We start from the raw sequence: 15,795 nt of genomic DNA, 5'->3' as shown, positions 1-15,795 counted from the left end.
GTTCCTATCAACCCTTCTTGGGGGCGAAGATCTTGCCGACGATGCGGGCGGTGAGGTTCAGCACCACCACGATGATGATGAGGATGAAGGCGGCGCCCCAGGCGATCGCCTCCGCGGGGGCGTCGCCGCGCAGGTTCTGTCCGTAGATGAGCACCGGAAGGGTGGTCATCGAGCCGTCGAACAGGTTCATGTTGGTCCGGTCCGTGGCACCGGCGATGAGCAGCAGCGGGGCGGTCTCCCCGATGACGCGGGAGACGGCGAGGGTGATGCCGGTCAGGATGCCGCCGAGCGCCGTCGGGAGGACGATCCGCACGATGGTCTTCCACTTCGGCGTGCCGAGGGCGTACGACGCCTCGCGCAGGTCGTCGGGCACCAGCATCAGCATCTCCTCGGTCGCCCGCACGACGATCGGGATCATCAGCAGCGACAGCGCCACCGACCCGCCGAACCCGGAGACGTACGCCGGCCCGAAGAGCAGCGTGAAGAGCGCGAAGGCGAACAGGCCGGCGACGATGGAGGGGATGCCCGTCATCACGTCGACGAGGAAGGTGATCGCCTTGGCGAGCCTTGTTCTTCTTGCCGTACTCCACCAAGTAGATCGCCGCCATCACGCCCACCGGGACCGAGATGACGGCCGCGCCGATGGTGATCAGCAAGGTGCCGATGATGGCGTGGTAGACGCCGACCGGCTGGTCGATCTGGGTCTTGAAGAAGGAGTAGGCTGAGGAAGGTGCTGTCGATCCGGCCGGCGCCCTTGGAGATCACCCGCCACAGCAGGGAGACCAGGGGGACGACGGCGACCAGGAAGGTCGCCCAGATCAGGCCCGTCATCATCCGGTCGGTCGCACCGCGCCGGCCCTCGACGAAGAGAGACCACAGCGGCAGGGCGGCCAGGTAGACGATCGCACCGATGAGCACGCCGCCGACGACACCCGTGCCGAGCACGATGAGCAGCAGCGCGAGCGCCACGGCGATGCCGGCGACGATGAGCGGCGCCACGCGCGGCAGGCGCGGCTGGACGAGCGGGATGTGCACCCGCTGCTGGACCTCGTTCGCGGTGGTGCTCATCGGGCCATCCGCCTCTCGCTGCGGCCGATGACCCACCGGGCCGCGAAGTTCACCAGGAAGGTCAGCAGGAAGAGCACCAGACCGGTCGCCACCAGGACGTTGAGCAGGTCGGCGCTGCGCTCCTTGTACTTGAGCGCGATGTTGGCCGCGATCGAGGTCGGGCTGGAGGTCGCGATGACGTTCCAGGACAGCCCGAAGCCGACCGAGAGCACCATGGCCACGGCCATCGTCTCGCCGAGCGCGCGGCCCAGGCCGAGCATCACGGCGGAGACCATGCCGGAGCGGGAGTAGGGGAAGACCGTCATCCGGATCATCTCCCAGCGGGTGGCGCCCAGCGCCAGCGCGGCCTCCTCGTGCAGGCGCGGCGTGCGGGAGAAGACCTCGCGGGTGATCGCGGTGATGATCGGCAGGATCATGATGGCGAGCACGATGCCGACGGTGAGCCACGAGCGGCCGGCCGGGTTCGGCTCGCCGAAGAGCGCGCCGAGGACCGGCCAGGAGCCGAAGGTGTCGTGCAGCCAGGTGTGCATCGGCACGAGCTTCTTCGCCAGGTAGAACGCGCCCCACAGGCCGTAGACGACCGAGGGCACCGCGGCGAGCAGGTCGATCACGAAGGCGACGGGCGTGGAGAGCCACTTCGGCGCGTAGTGGCTGATCACCAGCGCGATGCCGAAGGCCAGCGGCACCGCGATGAGCAGCGCGATGATCGAGACGGTGAAGGTGCCCACGAGCAGCGGCCAGACGTAGCCCAGGAAGGCTCTCGGCGTGCGGGCCGTAGACCTCCGCCGGCTTGGTGAAGCCGGTGGCTCCCTTGGCCAGCAGGAAGATGAAGACGCCGGCGAGGGCAGCCAGGATGATGAGTCCGGCCACGAGCGCGGCGCCGGAGAAGATGCGGTCACCGATGCCACCGCGGACGCTGGCCCACTCGGCGGGCGCGTCCTCGATCTCGGCGGTGGGGGCTGTCACGGGGTCACCTCAGGGTGCTCGGGATGGTGCGGGAGTACGACGGGTGGAGGGGCGGGGACGGGCAGCGCCCGTCCCCACCCCTCCGGGACGTCACTTCGCGGAGATCTTCGCGACGATGTCCTGGGCCTTCTTGGCCGTGTCGGCCGAGAGCCTTGGCCGAGCCGGCGTTGTCCGCGGCGGCCGCCCGGCCCTCGTCGGACACGATGTACTCGAAGTAGCCCTTGACGTTGGCGGCCTCGGTCGCGTCGTCGTACTTCTCGCAGGCGATCAGGTAGGACAGCAGGATGACCGGGTAGGCGCCGGCCTCGGTGGTCTTGCGGTCCACGTCGACGGCGATGTCGGTCGCGTCGCGACCCGTGACGGTCGGGGAGACCTCGACGGTCTTGGCGGCACCCTCGGGCGACGGCGCGACGTAGTCCTCGCCGACCTTGACCGAGACGTGCTTGAGGTCGCCGGTCTGGCTGGCGTCGGCGTAGCCGATCGCACCCTCGGTGTCGGTGATCTGCTTGACGACACCGGAGGTGCCCTCGGCGGAGAGACCACCGGAGACCGGGAAGGCGTCCTCGGCCTCGTACTTCCACGCCTCGGGCGCGACCTTGTTGAGGTAGTCGGTGAAGTTCTTGGTGGTGCCCGAGTCGTCCGAGCGGTGCACCGGGGCGATCTTGGTGTCGGGCGACCTTCACGCCGTCGTTCTGGCCGGCGATGGCCGGGTCGTTCCACTTGGTGATCTTGTTGTCGAAGATCTTCGCGATGGTGGCCGCGTCGAGCCTGAGCTCGTCGACACCAGGCACGTTGAACGCGATGGCGATGGAGGAGATGTAGGCCGGGACCTCGACGATCGTGCCGCCGCAGCGCTCCTTGGCCTTGGTCAGGTCCTCGTCCTTGATGTAGGAGTCGGAGCCGGCGAAGGACAGCGCCTTGCTGATGAACTGGCTGCGGCCGTCGGTCGAGCCGAGCAGGCGGTAGTCGATGGTGAGGCCGCTGTTCTTGCCCTGGAAGTTGGTCTTCCAGGCGTCCTGGGCCTTCTCCTGCGACGTCGCGCCACCACCCGTGAGGGTGCCACTGAGGCCGCCGGAGCCGTTGTCGTCGCTGCCGCCGTCCTCGTTGGAGGCGCCGCAGGCGCTCATGAGCAGGGCGAGGGCGGCGACGCCGGGCACCGCGGCGCGGTGGATGGACTTGAGGTTCAAGGAACTTGCCTCTCAGAGGTGAGGGGCGAGCACGGAAAGGCCCCTCGATTCGTACTGGACACCGTGAAGTTAGGGAGCGTCGGTAACACAACTCCCCAGCCGATCTGAACGGCCGGTGAACAGTGGCGGTCCGGGCGGCGCTGGCCCGTGGTCCCGGTTACACCGGGCGCGGTCGGTGCCGCTCCGCCGCCACGACGGCGCCCTTGCGCACGTGCAGCACGAGCATCTCAGCGGGCTCCAGGCCCGCGCCCTCAGGGGGTGCCGCGAGCCCCGCCGCGTCGTACACCAGCGGGAGGACGGGGCGGTGCGTGCACAGCACGCTGCCCTCCTCGGCCTCGAACAGGCTCCTCGACCATCTTGGCGACCGCGCGCGGGGTGGCCCGCTCCTCGCTCAGCCGCGGGCGCAGGTCGAGGGCGAGGTCGGCGGTCTCGGCGTAGGGCCGCACGGTCTGCACGCAGCGGGTGCTGGTGGAGGTCACCACCCGGGTCACGTCGTACGCCGCCAGCAGGGGCACCGGGCGGTCGGACTGGTGCTCGCCGGCCCGCAGCAGCGGACGGGCCGCGTCGTCGCCGCGCCACGCCTTGCGCGAGCGCGCCTGCCCGTGCCGGAGGACCACGACCGCGCGGGTCTTGCGGCGCACCTTGAGCGCGGCGGCGAGCGTGGTCCGGTCGTGCTCGTAGGTCAGCCGGACCATCGCCTCGTCGAAGGGCACCCAGGCGACGCCGTCGATCTCGTCGTTGGGCCGGTAGCCGCTGACGTCGTCGTCGCCGACCACGCGCCCGGTCCAGTAGTGGACCGTCTTCATCCGGCGCGCGACCGGGTAGCGCTGCGAGGGCAGCGGCGGACCGAGCCGCACGTGCACCCCGGTCTCCTCGGCCACCTCGCGAACCGCCGCGGCGACGGCGTGCTCGCCACGGTCCAGCCTTGCCCTTGGGGAACGACCAGTCGTCGTACTTGGGGCGGTGCACGAGCAGGACCTCCCGGCCGGGACGGAAGACGACCACGCCGGCGGCGAGAATGTCGGGCACGGGCCTAGGGTAAGGGCACTCACCTCTCGGCCCGATCGAGGAGATCCCCGCGTTGCTCCACCTCCCCCGCTGGTCCGTACGACGCTGGGTCGCCCTGGGGGCCGCGCTGGCCGTGGTCGTCGCCGGCCTGGTCGTCGTCTGGCTGGTCCGCGACCGCGACCGGACCCGCCTGGAGCACGCGCTGGAGAGCGTGCCGGCGTCCTCGGAGCGGTTCAGGCTGGACCGACTGGACCGCGGTGCGGGCCGCGGTCGGCACGAAGGTCGGCGCGGACTCCTCCGCCGAGGAGGTCACCACCTTCCTGGAGCAGGCCTACGACCGGGACCTGACCGCGACCACCTCGCTCGACGACTCCGGGCCGGCCATGCAGACCACCCTCGGCTTCTCCCCCGCGAGCCTGGACTGGGAGCCTGTTCGCCCAGGGCACCGAGGGCGCGGTGGTCGCGATGGGCCTCCCCGACGGGTACGACGTGAAGGCGCTCCGCGAACGCCTCCGCACCCTCGGCTACTCCGCCCCCGCACGGGCCGACGGCGTGTGGAACGCCGGCACCGACCTGGTCTCCCGCCTCGGCGACGGCAGCCTGACGCCGGAGCCTGGCAGCGGTGCAGGTCGACGAGGACGCCCACGTGCTCTACGCCTCCGACCAGGCGGCCTACCTCGACCGGCGGGCGAAGGGCGCGCGCGGGGACCGGGACGACGAGGTGGCCCGCACCGCGGCCGCCGTCGGCGACCCGCTGAGTGCGCTGCTGCTGGACGGCGACCGGGCCTGCACCGAGCCTGGCGATGAGCGAGGCCGACGAGGCGGACCGGATCCGCGGCTCGGAGCCTGGTGAAGCAGGCCGGCGGGGTGCACCCGCTGACCGGGTTCGCGATCGCGACCGAGCGCGGGGGCGACGTACGGGTGGCGCTGGCGTTCGAGCAGGAGGACCAGGCCCGGGCCGACGCCGACAGCCGCTCCCAGGCTCGCCGCCGGGCCGGCGCCGGGCCAGGGCGGCACCTTTCCCGAGCGCTTCCGGCTGGGGAAGGTGCGCGCCGACGGCACCCTGGTGACCATGGCGCTCGAGCCGCTCGAGGGTCAGTCCCTGCTCTCCGACCTCAGCGACGGGCCGCTGCTCTTCGCTACCTGCTAGCGGAACCTCCGCAGTCGCAGGCTGTTCGACACCACGAAGACGCTGGAGAAGGCCATCGCAGGCTCCGGCGAGCATCGGGCTGAGCAGCGCCGCCGCGGCGAGCGGCAGCGCGGCCACGTTGTAGGCGAAGGCCCAGAACAGGTTGCCCTTGATCGTCGCGAGGGTACGGCGCGCCAGGCGCACCCCGTCGGCGGCCACCCGCAGGTCGCCGCTCACGATCGTCAGGTCGCTCGCCTCGCGGGCCACGTCGGTGCCGGTGCCCATCGCGATGCCCAGGTCGGCCTGGGCGAGCGCGGCGGCGTCGTTGATGCCGTCACCGACCATCGCGACGCTGCTGCCCTCGGCCTGGCGGGCCGCGACGTACTCCTGCTTGCCGGCGGGGAGCACACCCGCGACCACCTCGTCGATGCCGACCTCGGCGGCGACCGCGCGCGCGGCCCGCTCGTTGTCGCCGGTCAGCAGGACTGGGCGCAGGCCGAGCCCGCGCATCCGGGCGACCGCCTCGGCGGCGCCCTCCTTGACCGTGTCGGCCACGGCGAGCACGCCGCGCGCGCGGCCGTCCCAGCCGACGACGACCGCGGTCGCGCCCCGGGCCTCGGCGGCGTCGACCGCCTCCACCACGGCAGCGGGCACGTGCAGCCCCTGCTCGGCCACGAAGGCCACCCGACCGATCACGGCCGGCGTGCCGTCCACCTCGCCGGTGACGCCGAGGCCGGCGACCGCGGCGAAGCCGGTGAGCACGCCCCGCTCGGGGACGGCGGCGGCGATCGCCTGGGCGATCGGGTGCTCGGAGCCGGCCTCGAGGGTGGCCGCGACGCGTCGTACGGCCGCCTCGTCGTCGGCGACCACGGACTCCAGCCGCATCCGGCCGGTCGTCACGGTGCCGGTCTTGTCGAGCACGATGGTGTCGACGGCCCGCGCGGACTCCAGCGCCTCCGGCCCACGGACCAGGATGCCGAGTCTGGGCGCCCCGGCCGGTGCCGACCATCAGCGCGGTCGGCGTCGCCAGCCCCAGCGCACAGGGGCAGGCGATGATGAGGACCGCGACGGCCGCGGTGAAGGCCACCGGCGCACCGGCCCCGGCGCCTAGCCAGAAGCCGAGCGTGGCGACGGCGAGCACGATCACGACCGGCACGAAGACCCCGGAGATCCGGTCGGCGAGCCGCTGCGCGGCCGCCTTGCCGGCCTGGGCGTCCTCGACCAGCCGGGTCAGCCTGGGCGAGCCTGGGTGTCCGCCCCCACCCGGGTCGCCCGGACGACCAGCCGTCCGGTGGTGTTGACGGTCGCGCCGACGACGGTGTCGCCCTCGGCGACCTCGACCGGGACCGACTCCCCCGTCAGCAGGGAGGCGTCCACGGCGGAGGTGCCGGACACGATCGTGCCGTCGGTGGCCACCTTCTCCCCCGGCCGTACGACGAACAGGTCACCCTCGGCGAGCGCCGCCAGCGGCAGCGGCGTCTCCGGCCCGCCCGGGCCGTCACGGAGCACCGCGACCTCGCGGACGCCGGTCTCGGCGAGCGCCCGGAGCGCGGCTCCGGCCCGGCGCTTGGAGCGCTTCTCGAAGTACCGCCCGGCCAGCAGGAAGGTGGTCACCCCGGCCGCGGTCTCCAGGTAGATGTCACCCAGCCCGTTGCTGGGCGCCTCGCCCCAGCCGGTGAAGAGCCTGGAAGGGGTGCCGCATCCCGTCGGCTCCGGCGTCGCCGAGGAAGAGCGCGACGAGCGACCAGCCGAGCGCGGCCAGCACGCCCATCGAGACCAGGGTGTCCATGGTCGCCGCGCCGTGGCGCAGGTTGACCCACGCGGCACGGTGGAAGGGCCAGGCGCCCCAGGTCGCGACGGGCGCGGCCAACGTCAGCGAGGCCCACTGCCAGTGGTCGAACTGCAGCGGCGGCACCATCGCGACGAGCACGACCGGCACCGCGAGCACCAGTGACCACAGCAGCCGGGTGCGCAGCGCGTCGAGCTCGGGATCGGCGTTCTCGCTCTCCTCGGAGACCGGCTCGTCGGGCGCGGCGTGCACCCGGGCGCCGTACCCGGCTGCCTCGACGGCCTCGATCAGCGTGCCGACCTCGACCTCGGCCGCGTGCTGCACGCGGGCCCGCTCGGTCGCGTAGTTGACCGTCGCGGTGACTCCGTCGAGCCTTGTTGGCTTTGCGCTCGATGCGGTTCGCGCAGGACGCGCAGGTCATCCCGGTCAGGTCCAGGTCGACGTCGTGGGCCTGGTCAGTGGTCGTGCTCACCGGGGGCTCCCTTCTCCTCGCCGGTCACCTCGAAGTCGGCGCGGTGGACCTTGCCGCCGTGCTGGAACTCGAAGAACAGCCGATAGGCTTCCGGGCTCGTCGAGCCCGGTGTGGAAGGCGACGGTCGGCCCCGCCGGGCCGTCCTGCGGGTGGACGTGCAGGTAGGCCAGGTCGTCCGTGCGGATCGCGACGAGGTGCCCGTAGGCGCCCAGGTAGGGCTCCAGGTCGGTGACGTCGGCGCCGCCGCGCTGGACGTGCAGGCGCAGGCTCCCCGGCGTCGCGGGTCATGTGCACCGTGAAGCCGTCGACCGTCGCGGTGGCGGCGTCGGGCGCCGGCGGCGCGGGGGAGAACTCCCCGGCCACCGCCAGGTCGGCCTCGGCGAGCGCGGCACTGCCGCCGGCCGGAGTGAAGTCGGCGTAGACCCGCCAGCCTGCCGGCGTCGAGGTCCAGCGGCACGGTCCACCGGCCGGTCGCGGCATCGAGGATGGGGTGGACGTGGCGGTACCCGCCCAGGTCCCGTCGTACGACGACCAGGTGGAGCCTGCTTCTCGTGCTGCACCTCGTACGCCGTGATCGGGGAGCCGCCCGCGGTGCGCAGGGTGAACGTCAGGCGCTGCCGCCCGGCGTCGTACCGCGTCCGGTCGAGGTCGAGGACCGGCTGCTCGCTCGCGACCGGCTCGGCTCCCTCGTCCATCTCCTCGTGGGTCGCCTCGTGGCCGTGGCCGGTCTCCTCGGTGTCGATCGGGCCGACCGCTCGGCCGATGCCGAGCGCCGCGGCGAACGCGACGACGACGATGACCGCGAAGGCGGCGACCTTCTGCGCGCCGCTCATGCCAACGCGTAGCCGGCTTCCGCCACGGCGGCCTCGACGGCCTCCCGCGTGACGGGCTCGGCGCTGGTGACGACGACGGCGCCGGACTCGAGGGTGACCTCGACGGACTCCACGCCCGCGATCTCCTCGACCTCCTCGCGCACGGAGGCGACGCAGTGGCCGCAGGTCATCCCAGTGACGGTCCAGGTGCTGGTGGTGCTCATGATCGGTTCCTCCTGGGGTTGGCGTTCAGGACCGCACGAGGCGGTTGATGGCGGCGATGGCCTCGGCGACCTTCTCGCGGGCCTCGGCGTCGCCGGCGCGCGCGGCGTCGACCACGCAGTGGTTCATGTGCTCCTCGAGCAGGCCGACCGAGAAGGACTGCAGCGCGCTGGTCATCGCGGCCACCTGGGTGAGGATGTCGATGCAGTACTTCTCCTCCTCCACCATCCGCTGGAGGCCGCGCGCCTGGCCCTCGATCCGCCGCAGGCGCTTGAGGTAGTCGTCCTTGCGCTGGATGTAGCCGTAGTGGTGGCTGTGCTCGTGGCCGTCGCTCATGCGGGGAACCATACCCCCTACCCTATCGCGATCAAGACAAAGAAGAACCGCCCCTCCCGGGCGGGAGCAGGCGGCGTCGTACGGCGGCGGGGATCAGGCCCGGGGAGCCACGCCCAGGATCCGATCGATCTCGTCGAGCGGCAGGCGCTCGTCCGAGGCCGTGGCGGCGATGATGAGGTTCGTCGTCAGACTCGACCTCGACGAGCAGGTCGCGGTCCTCCAGGGTCACGTCGAACTGGTCGGCCACGAAACCCTCCCTCCCGCCGAGCCCGGATCGGATAACTGAATCCATCTTCCCCCCAACCCGGTGCCCGAAACCCTTAAGTTCAGCAAAATTCGGAAGGCCCCGCCGACCGGCGGGGCCTTCCTGCTGAAGACGAGGGTCTCCTCGTCCAGGCGGTGCCTGGATCAGAGGGGGACGGACGTTCTCCGCCTGCGGGCCCTTCGGGCCCTGGGTGACGTCGAACTCGACCTTCTGGTTGTCCTCCAGCGACTTGTAGCCGTTGGACTGGATCGCCGAGTAGTGGACGAAGACGTCGTCGCCGCCACCCTCCTGCTCGATGAAGCCGAAGCCCTTCTCGGCGCTGAACCACTTGACGGTGCCCTGAGCCATTGTGCTCGTTACTCCTTGTGTCGGGGCGAGAGTCGCCACCTCGGCGACCCACAGCGGAGGCGATGACACGTCGCTCCGACCCGTGATGGAGACACCCCGAACCAGATACGCCGTCGGCCACAGATCTCCGCAGGCGTTGAACCTTCCGAAACTGCATCCGCTGCAGATCCGACACTACCAACCGGAACGGCCAACGGAACCTCCGTGCTGCAACGTTCTCGCGTTCGGCCATGAAGGTTCCGCTACGCACACGTGACAGGCCCGCAAACAAGACCGTGGCACCATCGGCGGGTGTCCACCACGCCCGTTCCCCGGCGCCCCGACGTCACCACCGTCGAGTCTCGTCGGCGGCGTGGAGAAGCGCGCGCTCAGCCTCTCCGAGCCGGACCCGGCCTGGCCCGCGTCGTACGCCGGGCACGAGGCGCGGATCCGCACCGCGCTCGGTCCGGTCGCCGTCCAGGTCGAGCACATCGGCTCCACCTCGGTCCCGGGGCTCGCTGCGAAGCCGATCATCGACGTGCTCGTCACCGTCGCGGACATCACCGCCGAGGAGGACTACCTCGACCCGCTGCTGGACGCGGGCTACGTGCTGCGGGTGCGCGAACCGGGCCACCGGTTGGTGCGCACGCCCGCGCGCGACGTCCACGTGCACGTCCTCGCGGAGGGGGACCCGGCGGCCGGGGACTACCTGCTGCTGCGCGACCACCTGCGGGCCGACCGCGCGGACCGGGAGGCTCTACGAGCGGACCAAGCGAGAGCCTGCTGACCCGGGACTGGGCGGACATGAACGCCTACGCCGAGGCCAAGACCGCCGTGATCACCGCGATCAAGGAGCGGGCGCGGCGGTCGGCGTAGCAGTGCGCAGCGGCTCGACGATGCCGCGGACCAGGTCGACGGGCACCCAGGGACCATCGGGGCACTGCTCGGTCGCCGGGCACAGGTGCGCGCGCGAGTCGGCCGCGTGGGCGCGGTTGTCGCCCAGCACGAAGAGCCGGCCCTCCGGCACCGGGCCGACCGTCCACCGGCACTCTCCGGCGATGGCCGTCCCGGGCCGGACCCGCCCACAGCGCGATCAGGGGCGCGTCGCACGCACCGGGCTCGGGCGCGAGGTACGGCTCGTCGAGCGCCTCACCGTCGACCGCGATGCGCCCCTGCGCGTCGCAGCACACGATGGTGTCGCCGGGCGTGCCGATCACCCGGTGGACGAGGGTGCCGTCCTCGGAGTCCAGCCCGAGCCAGCCGCCCGGGTCGCGGTAGACCACCACGTCGCCGGTGCGCGGGCCGCCGGCGCCGACCTCCGTGGCGACGAGCCGGTCGCCGGGACGCAGGCCCGGCTCCATCGACCCGGCCGTCACCGAGCCGCGGAAGGTCACCTTCCGCCCGTCCGCCGGCCCTTCCTCCCCGCCGCCGCAACCGGTCAGAGCCGGGACGAGCAGGACCGCCACGATTCCCCAGAGCGCGCGCACGCCCGGATCGTACGACGCCGAGCGCCCGGCCGGGTGGGGTCGGCGCGCGCGACGGCGGCGTGCGCCAGTAGTCTTCGAGGACCCGGGCCCCTAAACCAATTGGCAGAGCCTGAGGACTTTTAATCCTTAGGTTGTGGGTTCGAGTCCCACGGGGCCTACCCGGAGCAGTCGGCGCAGAGCCCGACGAGACTCGACCGTGTGCGCCACGTCGGTGAAGCCGTGCTCGTCGGCCACCGCGTGCGCCCACCGCTCGACGGCGGACCCGGTGATCTCGACGGTGCGCCCGCACGAGCGGCACACCAGGTGGTGGTGGTGCGAGGTGCTGCAGCGACGGTACGTCGCCTCACCGGCCGGGCTGTGCCGGACGTCGACCTCACCGGAGTCCGCCATCGCCTGCAGGGTGCGGTAGACGGTGGCGAGACCGACCTTGTCCCCGCCCTGGCGGAGCGCGTCGTGGATCTCCTGGGCGCTCTGGAAGTCCACGGCCGAGCGCAGCGCACCGGTGATCGCGAGGCGCTGCTTGGTGGGGCGCAGCGCGGTCGGACGCGCGTCGGTGTCGGTCACCGGACCTCCAGCAGTTGGGAATCGCTCTCAATTTACCCGGTCACCGGGCGGCCGGCCCGGGGTGCCCGGAACCGGGGACGACGGCGGCGCGCCGGAGGTACGCTCGGTCGCGGAGAGGGAAAGGGAGGACTCCGTCATGGGGAGCAATGACGAGTTCGGACCCGACACGGAGACGATCCGTGCGTGGCTGGCCAAGCGTGCGACCTACGCCAAGGACGCGCGGGTGATCGCTGCGCCCCGCGACGCCCCGGCCCCCGATCCGGAGCCCCCGCCGCCGGAGCCCCCGCCGCCGGCAGCCCCCGCCGGCCCGGACACCCGGGTCGCCGGCCGCTCCGTGGTGGAGGCGCTGCGCGCACCCGGCCCCGCCACCGAGCCGACGGCCCCGGTCGCACCGGTTGCCCCGGCGGCACCCGCGGAGAGCGAGCCGGCCGCCCGGGTGACCGCGAGCGAGCCGGCGAAGGGCGTCCGGGTGAGCACGCCGGCGCCCCGGGCGTCGTACCAGGCGTCGAGCCGGCCGCCACCGGAGACGGCCGCCCCCGCACCCGTCGTACGACGCGGGCGGTGGACCGAGCCGGAGGCCAACCGCCTGGCCGTGGAGGCGACCACCGACGTGGACTTCCCGGTGCGCGGCGGCGCGCGCCGGGTGCTGTCGGTGCTGCTGCTGGTCGTCGTGGTGGCGACCGGCGCGATGGGCTACGTCGCGGCCCGGGACCGCACGCCGACCTCGCTCGGGATCGCGGGCGTGCTCGGCTTCCTGACGCTGATGGTGTGGGCGGTGCGCGCGAGCCTGCACGACGACCCAGGCTCACGCTGCGCCGCGGCCGGCTGACGATCCGGCGCACCGGGCACACCGAGGCTCGTCGACATCGGCAGCCACCTCACCCCGATCGCGATCGTCGGCGAGCCGGGTCACCGCCGGTGGACGGTGCTGCTGGAGCGCCCGGGGCTGCCCCTCGTGGTCATCAACGCGAGCATGGTCGACCCGCACTGGTTCACCAGCGCGCTGTACCGGCTGCGCCCCGAGCCTGCGGCCCGGCTACGACGAGGTCAGCCGAGGCTGATCCAGAAGCGCATCTTCCCATCGCGCACGTCTTCGAGCACGCCCCCGCGCTCTCGATGGTGCGCCGCGAGGGCGCGTTGTCGTCCTCGCAGGTCACCAGCACCCGCTCCAGGCCGAGCCCCGCGGCCTCCTCCAGCGCCAGCCGCAGGGCGGCACCGGCGTGCCCGCGCCGGCGTGCGGACGGCTTGACGGAGTACCCGATGTGGCCGCCCACCTCCCGCAGGAAGTCGTTGAGCGCGTGCCGCAGGTGCAGGAACCCGACCAGGCTCGTCGCCGTCGGCGATCCAGAAGTACGTCGACGGCACCCGGGTGCCGTCGAGGTCGGGCGCCGCGGTCAGGCTCGGTCATCGTGACGAACGCGGCGCACCCGGCCTCGGTCGGGACCGGGTCGCCCTCGAGGAACCAGGACCCGGAGCCGTGCATCTGCTCGACGTCGCCGAAGTCCTCGACCATCGCGGCCCAGGCTCTTCCACAAGGCGGCGTCGGGCGGCACGAGGGTGGTCATGTGCCGATTCTGGCCGATGCCGAATGAGAACGTGTTCTAGTCTGGCGAGGTGAACTGGCACCTCCCCACCGACGACCTCTCCCCCGACGACGCCCGCGCCGCCGAGCGGGAGGCCGCGACCTGGCTGCCGCTGGCCGAGGTCACCCGCGAGTCTGGTCGACCTGTGCGTGATGTCCGACGTCGCGGAGGAGGACGTGCGCGCGGCCCAGGCCGACGTCGAGGCGGCGGTCGCGCGGCTGCGGAAGCTCCGTCGTACCCAGACCCTCGGCCAGGAGCACCTCACCGGCGGCCGTCGCCGGCCGTGGGGCAACCCGGTGATCGGGCTGCGCAACCCGCTCGCCCCGCCGTTGGAGGTCCGGACCGACCCGAGCGGGCGGGCCGAGAGCGACTTCACGTGCGGGCCGGCGTACGAGGGACCGCCGGGGCTGGTGCACGGTGGCGTCGTCTCGCTCGTGCTCGACCAGTCTGCTCGGGCATGCGGTCGGCGCGGCCGGCCGGCCCGGGATGACCGGGACGCTGACGATCGTCTACCGGCAGGGCACGCCGCTGGGTGACCTGCGCGCCGAGGCGTGGGTGGACCGCGAGGACGGCATCAAGACCTGGGCCCGGGCCCACCTGCTCGGCCCGGACGGCGTCACCGCCGAGGCGGAGGGCGTGTTCATCCTGCCGCGCGCGATCCGCGAGCGGGGGTTCCTGACGGGTTCCGACGGTTCTTGACCGTTGCAACGGTCAAGAACCGACGGAATCCCCGCTTAAGCGGGGATTCCTGCAGCGCCTCAGGCGTCGACCCGCACGCCGCGCTTGTTCTCGTCGGAGAGCCGGGCCTCCTCGGCCGCCTGCTCCTCGAGCTCGGCACGGCGCCGCTCGGCGTCGGCGAACTCGCCCGGCTGCGAGACCAGGTCCGTGGCGCCGCGGGTCAGCCGCTGCAGGGCGACCCGGGCGAAGATCTGCTGCTCGGTCGCGGTCCGCTCCGAGCGGCCCTTGCCGAGGAACGAGACGGCCCAGCGCAGCACCGCGGTGACCCGGTTCTTGAAGCCGGTGAGGTAGAAGAGGTGCACGACGAGCCACATCAGCCAGGCGAGGATGCCGGTGATCCGCAGCTTTGCCGACCATCGCGACCGCCCGGAAGCGGCTGATGATCGCCATCGAGCCCTTGTCGAAGTACTTGAAGGGGCCCTGTGCGGGCTTGCCGTCGAGCCGGCCCTGGATCTCCTTGGCGGCGTACTTGGCACCCTGGATCGCGACCTGCGCGACACCCGGGAGGTTGTCGAGGGAGATCATGTCGCCGACGACGAAGACCTCCGGGTAGCCGGGCAGCGTGAGGTCCGGGTTGACCGAGATCCGGCCGGCGCGGTCGAGCGGGGCGCCGGTCTGCGCGGAGAGCCTGCTTGCCGAGCGGGTTGGCCTGCACGCCGGCGGCCCAGACCTTCGCCACCGCGTCGATGCGCTGCTCGGTGCCGTCCTTGTACTTCACGGTCAGGCCGCGCTCGTCGACGTCGGTGACCATCGCGCCGAGCAGGACCTCGACGCCGAGCTTCTCCAGGCTTCTCCTGGGTCCACCTGCCGAGCTTTGGCGCCGAACGGCGGCAGCACCTGCGGGGCGGCGTCGACCAGGATCACCCGGGCCTGGTTGCTGCTGATGGCGCGGAAGTCGCGGGTCAGCGTGCGGTGCGCGAGACTCGGCGATCTGGCCGGCCATCTCCACACCGGTCGGCCCGGCACCGACGACGACGAAGGTCAGCAGGTGGTCGACGTCCTCGCCGCGCGAGGCGGCCAGGCTCGGCCATCTCGAAGGCGCCGAAGATCCGCCCACGCAGGCTCCAGCGCGTCGTCGATGCTCTTCATGCCGGGCGCGAACTCGGCGAACTGGTCGTTGCCGAAGTACGACTGGCCGGCACCGGCGGCGACGATCAGCGAGTCGTAGGGCATGACCAGGCTCACGACCGAGGACGTGCGAGGTGACCTGGCGGTTCTCCGGGTCGACCTCCGTGACCTCACCGAGCAGGACCTGGGCGTTCTTCTGGTTCGCCAGCACCTCACGGGTCGGCGGTGCGATCTCGCCCTCCGAGAGGATCCCGGTCGCGACTTGGTAGAGCAGCGGCTGGAAGAGGTGGTGGGTGGTCTTGGCGATCATCGTGACGTCGACGTCGGCCTTGCGCAGCGCCTTGGTGCCGAACAGGCCGCCGAAGCCGGAGCCGATCACCACCACCTGGTGCTTGCCGGAGCGGGGCACGATGACGCGGTCGGACAGTTCCTGCTGGATGTCGTCTGCGGTCATGGCTGCTTCCTCCTGGAGCGCACGTACGTCACGTGTGATCGACGGCTTCGGTGGTGCGACGAAGATCGCACGCCGCCTATTCTTCCGCCTCGGCTCCGCGTGGCCCAACCGAGGTCGCGGTCTCGTCCGTCACACTGCTGCCCCGACGCTGAGAAAACAGCCGGGCCGAGTTGGTTTGGTTGCACTTTTAACCGGGTATCGCATTCGGGATCAGGCTTCACCGACCGATGAGATGCGAGAACTCGGGCACTGGAATCCGTGGAAGGTCTCTCTGTGCAGCAACGGCAGACCCTGGAGCCTGGCCACCGGGCCACGCAGCG

24 protein-coding genes, 1 tRNA gene and 4 pseudogenes are annotated in these 15,795 nt (G+C 72.1%); 9 read left to right on the top strand and 20 right to left on the bottom strand.

The window, feature by feature from the left end; translation table 11 throughout:
- Positions 1 to 7: 7 nt before the first annotated feature.
- The 6 genes and pseudogenes from pstA to G5V59_RS27800 all read right to left on the bottom strand — a co-directional run bounded on the left by pstA (position 8) and on the right by G5V59_RS27800 (position 4,102).
- Positions 8 to 532, bottom strand: a complete 525-nt coding sequence (gene pstA / locus G5V59_RS27825) for a phosphate ABC transporter permease PstA (protein WP_278258654.1) — start codon at positions 530 to 532, stop codon at positions 8 to 10.
- Complete coding sequence (locus tag G5V59_RS27820) at positions 532 to 1,068, bottom strand: hypothetical protein (protein WP_278258653.1); 537 nt, start codon at positions 1,066 to 1,068, stop codon at positions 532 to 534. Before G5V59_RS27820 ends, pstA begins: the two co-directional genes overlap by 1 nt.
- Positions 1,065 to 1,976 carry a phosphate ABC transporter permease subunit PstC gene (gene pstC / locus G5V59_RS27815; RefSeq protein WP_278258652.1) on the bottom strand — a complete coding sequence of 304 codons (912 nt, stop codon included), beginning with the start codon at positions 1,974 to 1,976 and terminating at the stop codon, positions 1,065 to 1,067. Before pstC ends, G5V59_RS27820 begins: the two co-directional genes overlap by 4 nt.
- Positions 1,977 to 2,038: 62 nt before the next feature.
- Positions 2,039 to 2,686, bottom strand: a complete 648-nt coding sequence (locus G5V59_RS27810; RefSeq protein WP_278260101.1) for a substrate-binding domain-containing protein — start codon at positions 2,684 to 2,686, stop codon at positions 2,039 to 2,041.
- A gap of 103 nt (positions 2,687 to 2,789) precedes the next feature.
- Positions 2,790 to 3,161, bottom strand: a pseudogene (locus G5V59_RS27805) (substrate-binding domain-containing protein); the annotation flags it as partial.
- Between the two features lie 311 nt (positions 3,162 to 3,472).
- On the bottom strand, positions 3,473 to 4,102 hold the full coding sequence (locus tag G5V59_RS27800) for a histidine phosphatase family protein (RefSeq protein ID WP_278258651.1): 630 nt from the start codon (positions 4,100 to 4,102) through the stop codon (positions 3,473 to 3,475).
- A gap of 200 nt (positions 4,103 to 4,302) precedes the next feature.
- On the opposite strand from G5V59_RS27800, the gene G5V59_RS27795 reads away from it, so the two are divergent.
- The 3 genes from G5V59_RS27795 to G5V59_RS27785 are packed head-to-tail and all read left to right on the top strand — an operon-like array spanning position 4,303 to position 5,462.
- Complete coding sequence (locus G5V59_RS27795) at positions 4,303 to 4,722, top strand: hypothetical protein (RefSeq protein WP_278258650.1); 420 nt, start codon at positions 4,303 to 4,305, stop codon at positions 4,720 to 4,722.
- Positions 4,695 to 5,036, top strand: coding sequence for a hypothetical protein (locus G5V59_RS27790; protein ID WP_278258649.1), 342 nt, complete (start codon positions 4,695 to 4,697; stop codon positions 5,034 to 5,036). The genes G5V59_RS27795 and G5V59_RS27790 overlap by 28 nt, the downstream gene beginning before the upstream one ends.
- Before the next feature lie 42 nt (positions 5,037 to 5,078).
- Positions 5,079 to 5,462 (top strand): hypothetical protein, encoded by a 384-nt coding sequence (locus G5V59_RS27785; RefSeq protein WP_278258648.1) that lies wholly within the window; start codon positions 5,079 to 5,081, stop codon positions 5,460 to 5,462.
- 61 nt (positions 5,463 to 5,523) lie between these two features.
- Here G5V59_RS27785 and G5V59_RS27780 read toward each other — a convergent pair.
- From G5V59_RS27780 to G5V59_RS27740, 9 genes and pseudogenes are all read right to left on the bottom strand, one after another.
- Positions 5,524 to 6,309: pseudogene (locus G5V59_RS27780) on the bottom strand (HAD-IC family P-type ATPase); the annotation flags it as partial.
- Between the two features lie 91 nt (positions 6,310 to 6,400).
- Positions 6,401 to 6,583: pseudogene (locus G5V59_RS27775) on the bottom strand (hypothetical protein); the annotation flags it as partial.
- 5 nt (positions 6,584 to 6,588) lie between these two features.
- Positions 6,589 to 6,972 carry a hypothetical protein gene (locus tag G5V59_RS27770; protein ID WP_278258647.1) on the bottom strand — a complete coding sequence of 128 codons (384 nt, stop codon included), beginning with the start codon at positions 6,970 to 6,972 and terminating at the stop codon, positions 6,589 to 6,591.
- 25 nt (positions 6,973 to 6,997) lie between these two features.
- Positions 6,998 to 7,471, bottom strand: a complete 474-nt coding sequence (locus tag G5V59_RS27765) for a hypothetical protein (RefSeq protein ID WP_278258646.1) — start codon at positions 7,469 to 7,471, stop codon at positions 6,998 to 7,000.
- A gap of 172 nt (positions 7,472 to 7,643) precedes the next feature.
- A complete protein-coding gene (locus G5V59_RS27760; protein WP_278258645.1) occupies positions 7,644 to 7,907 on the bottom strand; it encodes a hypothetical protein in 264 nt (87 codons plus the stop codon).
- The gene (locus G5V59_RS27755) at positions 7,904 to 8,452 is read right to left on the bottom strand and encodes a hypothetical protein (protein WP_278258644.1); all 549 of its coding nucleotides are present in this window, start codon (positions 8,450 to 8,452) and stop codon (positions 7,904 to 7,906) included. Before G5V59_RS27755 ends, G5V59_RS27760 begins: the two co-directional genes overlap by 4 nt.
- Positions 8,449 to 8,655: a cation transporter gene (locus G5V59_RS27750; protein WP_278258643.1), complete on the bottom strand. Its 207-nt coding sequence runs from the start codon at positions 8,653 to 8,655 to the stop codon at positions 8,449 to 8,451. Before G5V59_RS27750 ends, G5V59_RS27755 begins: the two co-directional genes overlap by 4 nt.
- Before the next feature lie 25 nt (positions 8,656 to 8,680).
- A complete protein-coding gene (locus G5V59_RS27745) occupies positions 8,681 to 8,989 on the bottom strand; it encodes a metal-sensitive transcriptional regulator (protein ID WP_278258642.1) in 309 nt (102 codons plus the stop codon).
- Between the two features lie 415 nt (positions 8,990 to 9,404).
- A pseudogene (locus tag G5V59_RS27740) lies at positions 9,405 to 9,602 on the bottom strand (cold-shock protein); the annotation flags it as partial.
- A 352-nt stretch (positions 9,603 to 9,954) separates the two neighbouring features.
- On the opposite strand from G5V59_RS27740, the gene G5V59_RS27735 reads away from it, so the two are divergent.
- A complete protein-coding gene (locus G5V59_RS27735) occupies positions 9,955 to 10,368 on the top strand; it encodes a GrpB family protein (protein ID WP_278258641.1) in 414 nt (137 codons plus the stop codon).
- A 25-nt stretch (positions 10,369 to 10,393) separates the two neighbouring features.
- Here the strand turns inward: G5V59_RS27735 and lepB are convergent, their stop codons facing one another.
- Positions 10,394 to 11,068, bottom strand: a complete 675-nt coding sequence (gene lepB, locus G5V59_RS27730) for a signal peptidase I (RefSeq protein ID WP_278258640.1) — start codon at positions 11,066 to 11,068, stop codon at positions 10,394 to 10,396.
- Positions 11,069 to 11,152: 84 nt separating this feature from the next.
- On the opposite strand from lepB, the gene G5V59_RS27725 reads away from it, so the two are divergent.
- Positions 11,153 to 11,226, top strand: a tRNA-Lys gene (locus G5V59_RS27725).
- On the opposite strand, the gene G5V59_RS27720 is transcribed toward G5V59_RS27725, so the two are convergent.
- On the bottom strand, positions 11,195 to 11,632 hold the full coding sequence (locus G5V59_RS27720) for a transcriptional repressor (protein ID WP_341351050.1): 438 nt from the start codon (positions 11,630 to 11,632) through the stop codon (positions 11,195 to 11,197). The two genes, G5V59_RS27725 and G5V59_RS27720, sit on opposite strands and share 32 nt — an antisense overlap.
- A 136-nt stretch (positions 11,633 to 11,768) precedes the next feature.
- Between G5V59_RS27720 and G5V59_RS27715 the strand changes: the two genes are divergently transcribed.
- Together G5V59_RS27715 and G5V59_RS27710 are read left to right on the top strand one after the other, a co-directional pair.
- Positions 11,769 to 12,461 (top strand): hypothetical protein, encoded by a 693-nt coding sequence (locus G5V59_RS27715; protein WP_278258639.1) that lies wholly within the window; start codon positions 11,769 to 11,771, stop codon positions 12,459 to 12,461.
- A complete protein-coding gene (locus G5V59_RS27710) occupies positions 12,401 to 13,045 on the top strand; it encodes a hypothetical protein (protein ID WP_278258638.1) in 645 nt (214 codons plus the stop codon). Before G5V59_RS27715 ends, G5V59_RS27710 begins: the two co-directional genes overlap by 61 nt.
- On the opposite strand, the gene G5V59_RS27705 is transcribed toward G5V59_RS27710, so the two are convergent.
- A complete protein-coding gene (locus tag G5V59_RS27705) occupies positions 13,027 to 13,197 on the bottom strand; it encodes a hypothetical protein (RefSeq protein ID WP_278258637.1) in 171 nt (56 codons plus the stop codon). The genes G5V59_RS27710 and G5V59_RS27705 overlap by 19 nt on opposite strands.
- A gap of 49 nt (positions 13,198 to 13,246) precedes the next feature.
- On the opposite strand from G5V59_RS27705, the gene G5V59_RS27700 reads away from it, so the two are divergent.
- Together G5V59_RS27700 and G5V59_RS27695 are read left to right on the top strand one after the other, a co-directional pair.
- Positions 13,247 to 13,705: a hypothetical protein gene (locus G5V59_RS27700; RefSeq protein ID WP_278258636.1), complete on the top strand. Its 459-nt coding sequence runs from the start codon at positions 13,247 to 13,249 to the stop codon at positions 13,703 to 13,705.
- On the top strand, positions 13,702 to 13,914 hold the full coding sequence (locus G5V59_RS27695) for a hypothetical protein (RefSeq protein ID WP_278258635.1): 213 nt from the start codon (positions 13,702 to 13,704) through the stop codon (positions 13,912 to 13,914). Before G5V59_RS27700 ends, G5V59_RS27695 begins: the two co-directional genes overlap by 4 nt.
- 59 nt (positions 13,915 to 13,973) lie before the next feature.
- Here the strand turns inward: G5V59_RS27695 and G5V59_RS27690 are convergent, their stop codons facing one another.
- Both G5V59_RS27690 and G5V59_RS27685 read right to left on the bottom strand, forming a co-directional pair.
- Entirely contained in the window at positions 13,974 to 14,267 is a 294-nt protein-coding gene (locus tag G5V59_RS27690; protein ID WP_278258634.1) for a hypothetical protein, read from the bottom strand.
- Entirely contained in the window at positions 14,267 to 15,475 is a 1,209-nt protein-coding gene (locus G5V59_RS27685) for an FAD-dependent oxidoreductase (RefSeq protein WP_278258633.1), read from the bottom strand. The genes G5V59_RS27690 and G5V59_RS27685 overlap by 1 nt, the downstream gene beginning before the upstream one ends.
- Between the last annotated feature and the right edge of the window lie 320 nt (positions 15,476 to 15,795).

The organism is Nocardioides convexus (assembly GCF_011090295.1).
The sequence above is the reverse complement of the archived record's forward strand: the minus strand, read 5'-3'. Positions and strand labels throughout refer to the sequence as shown.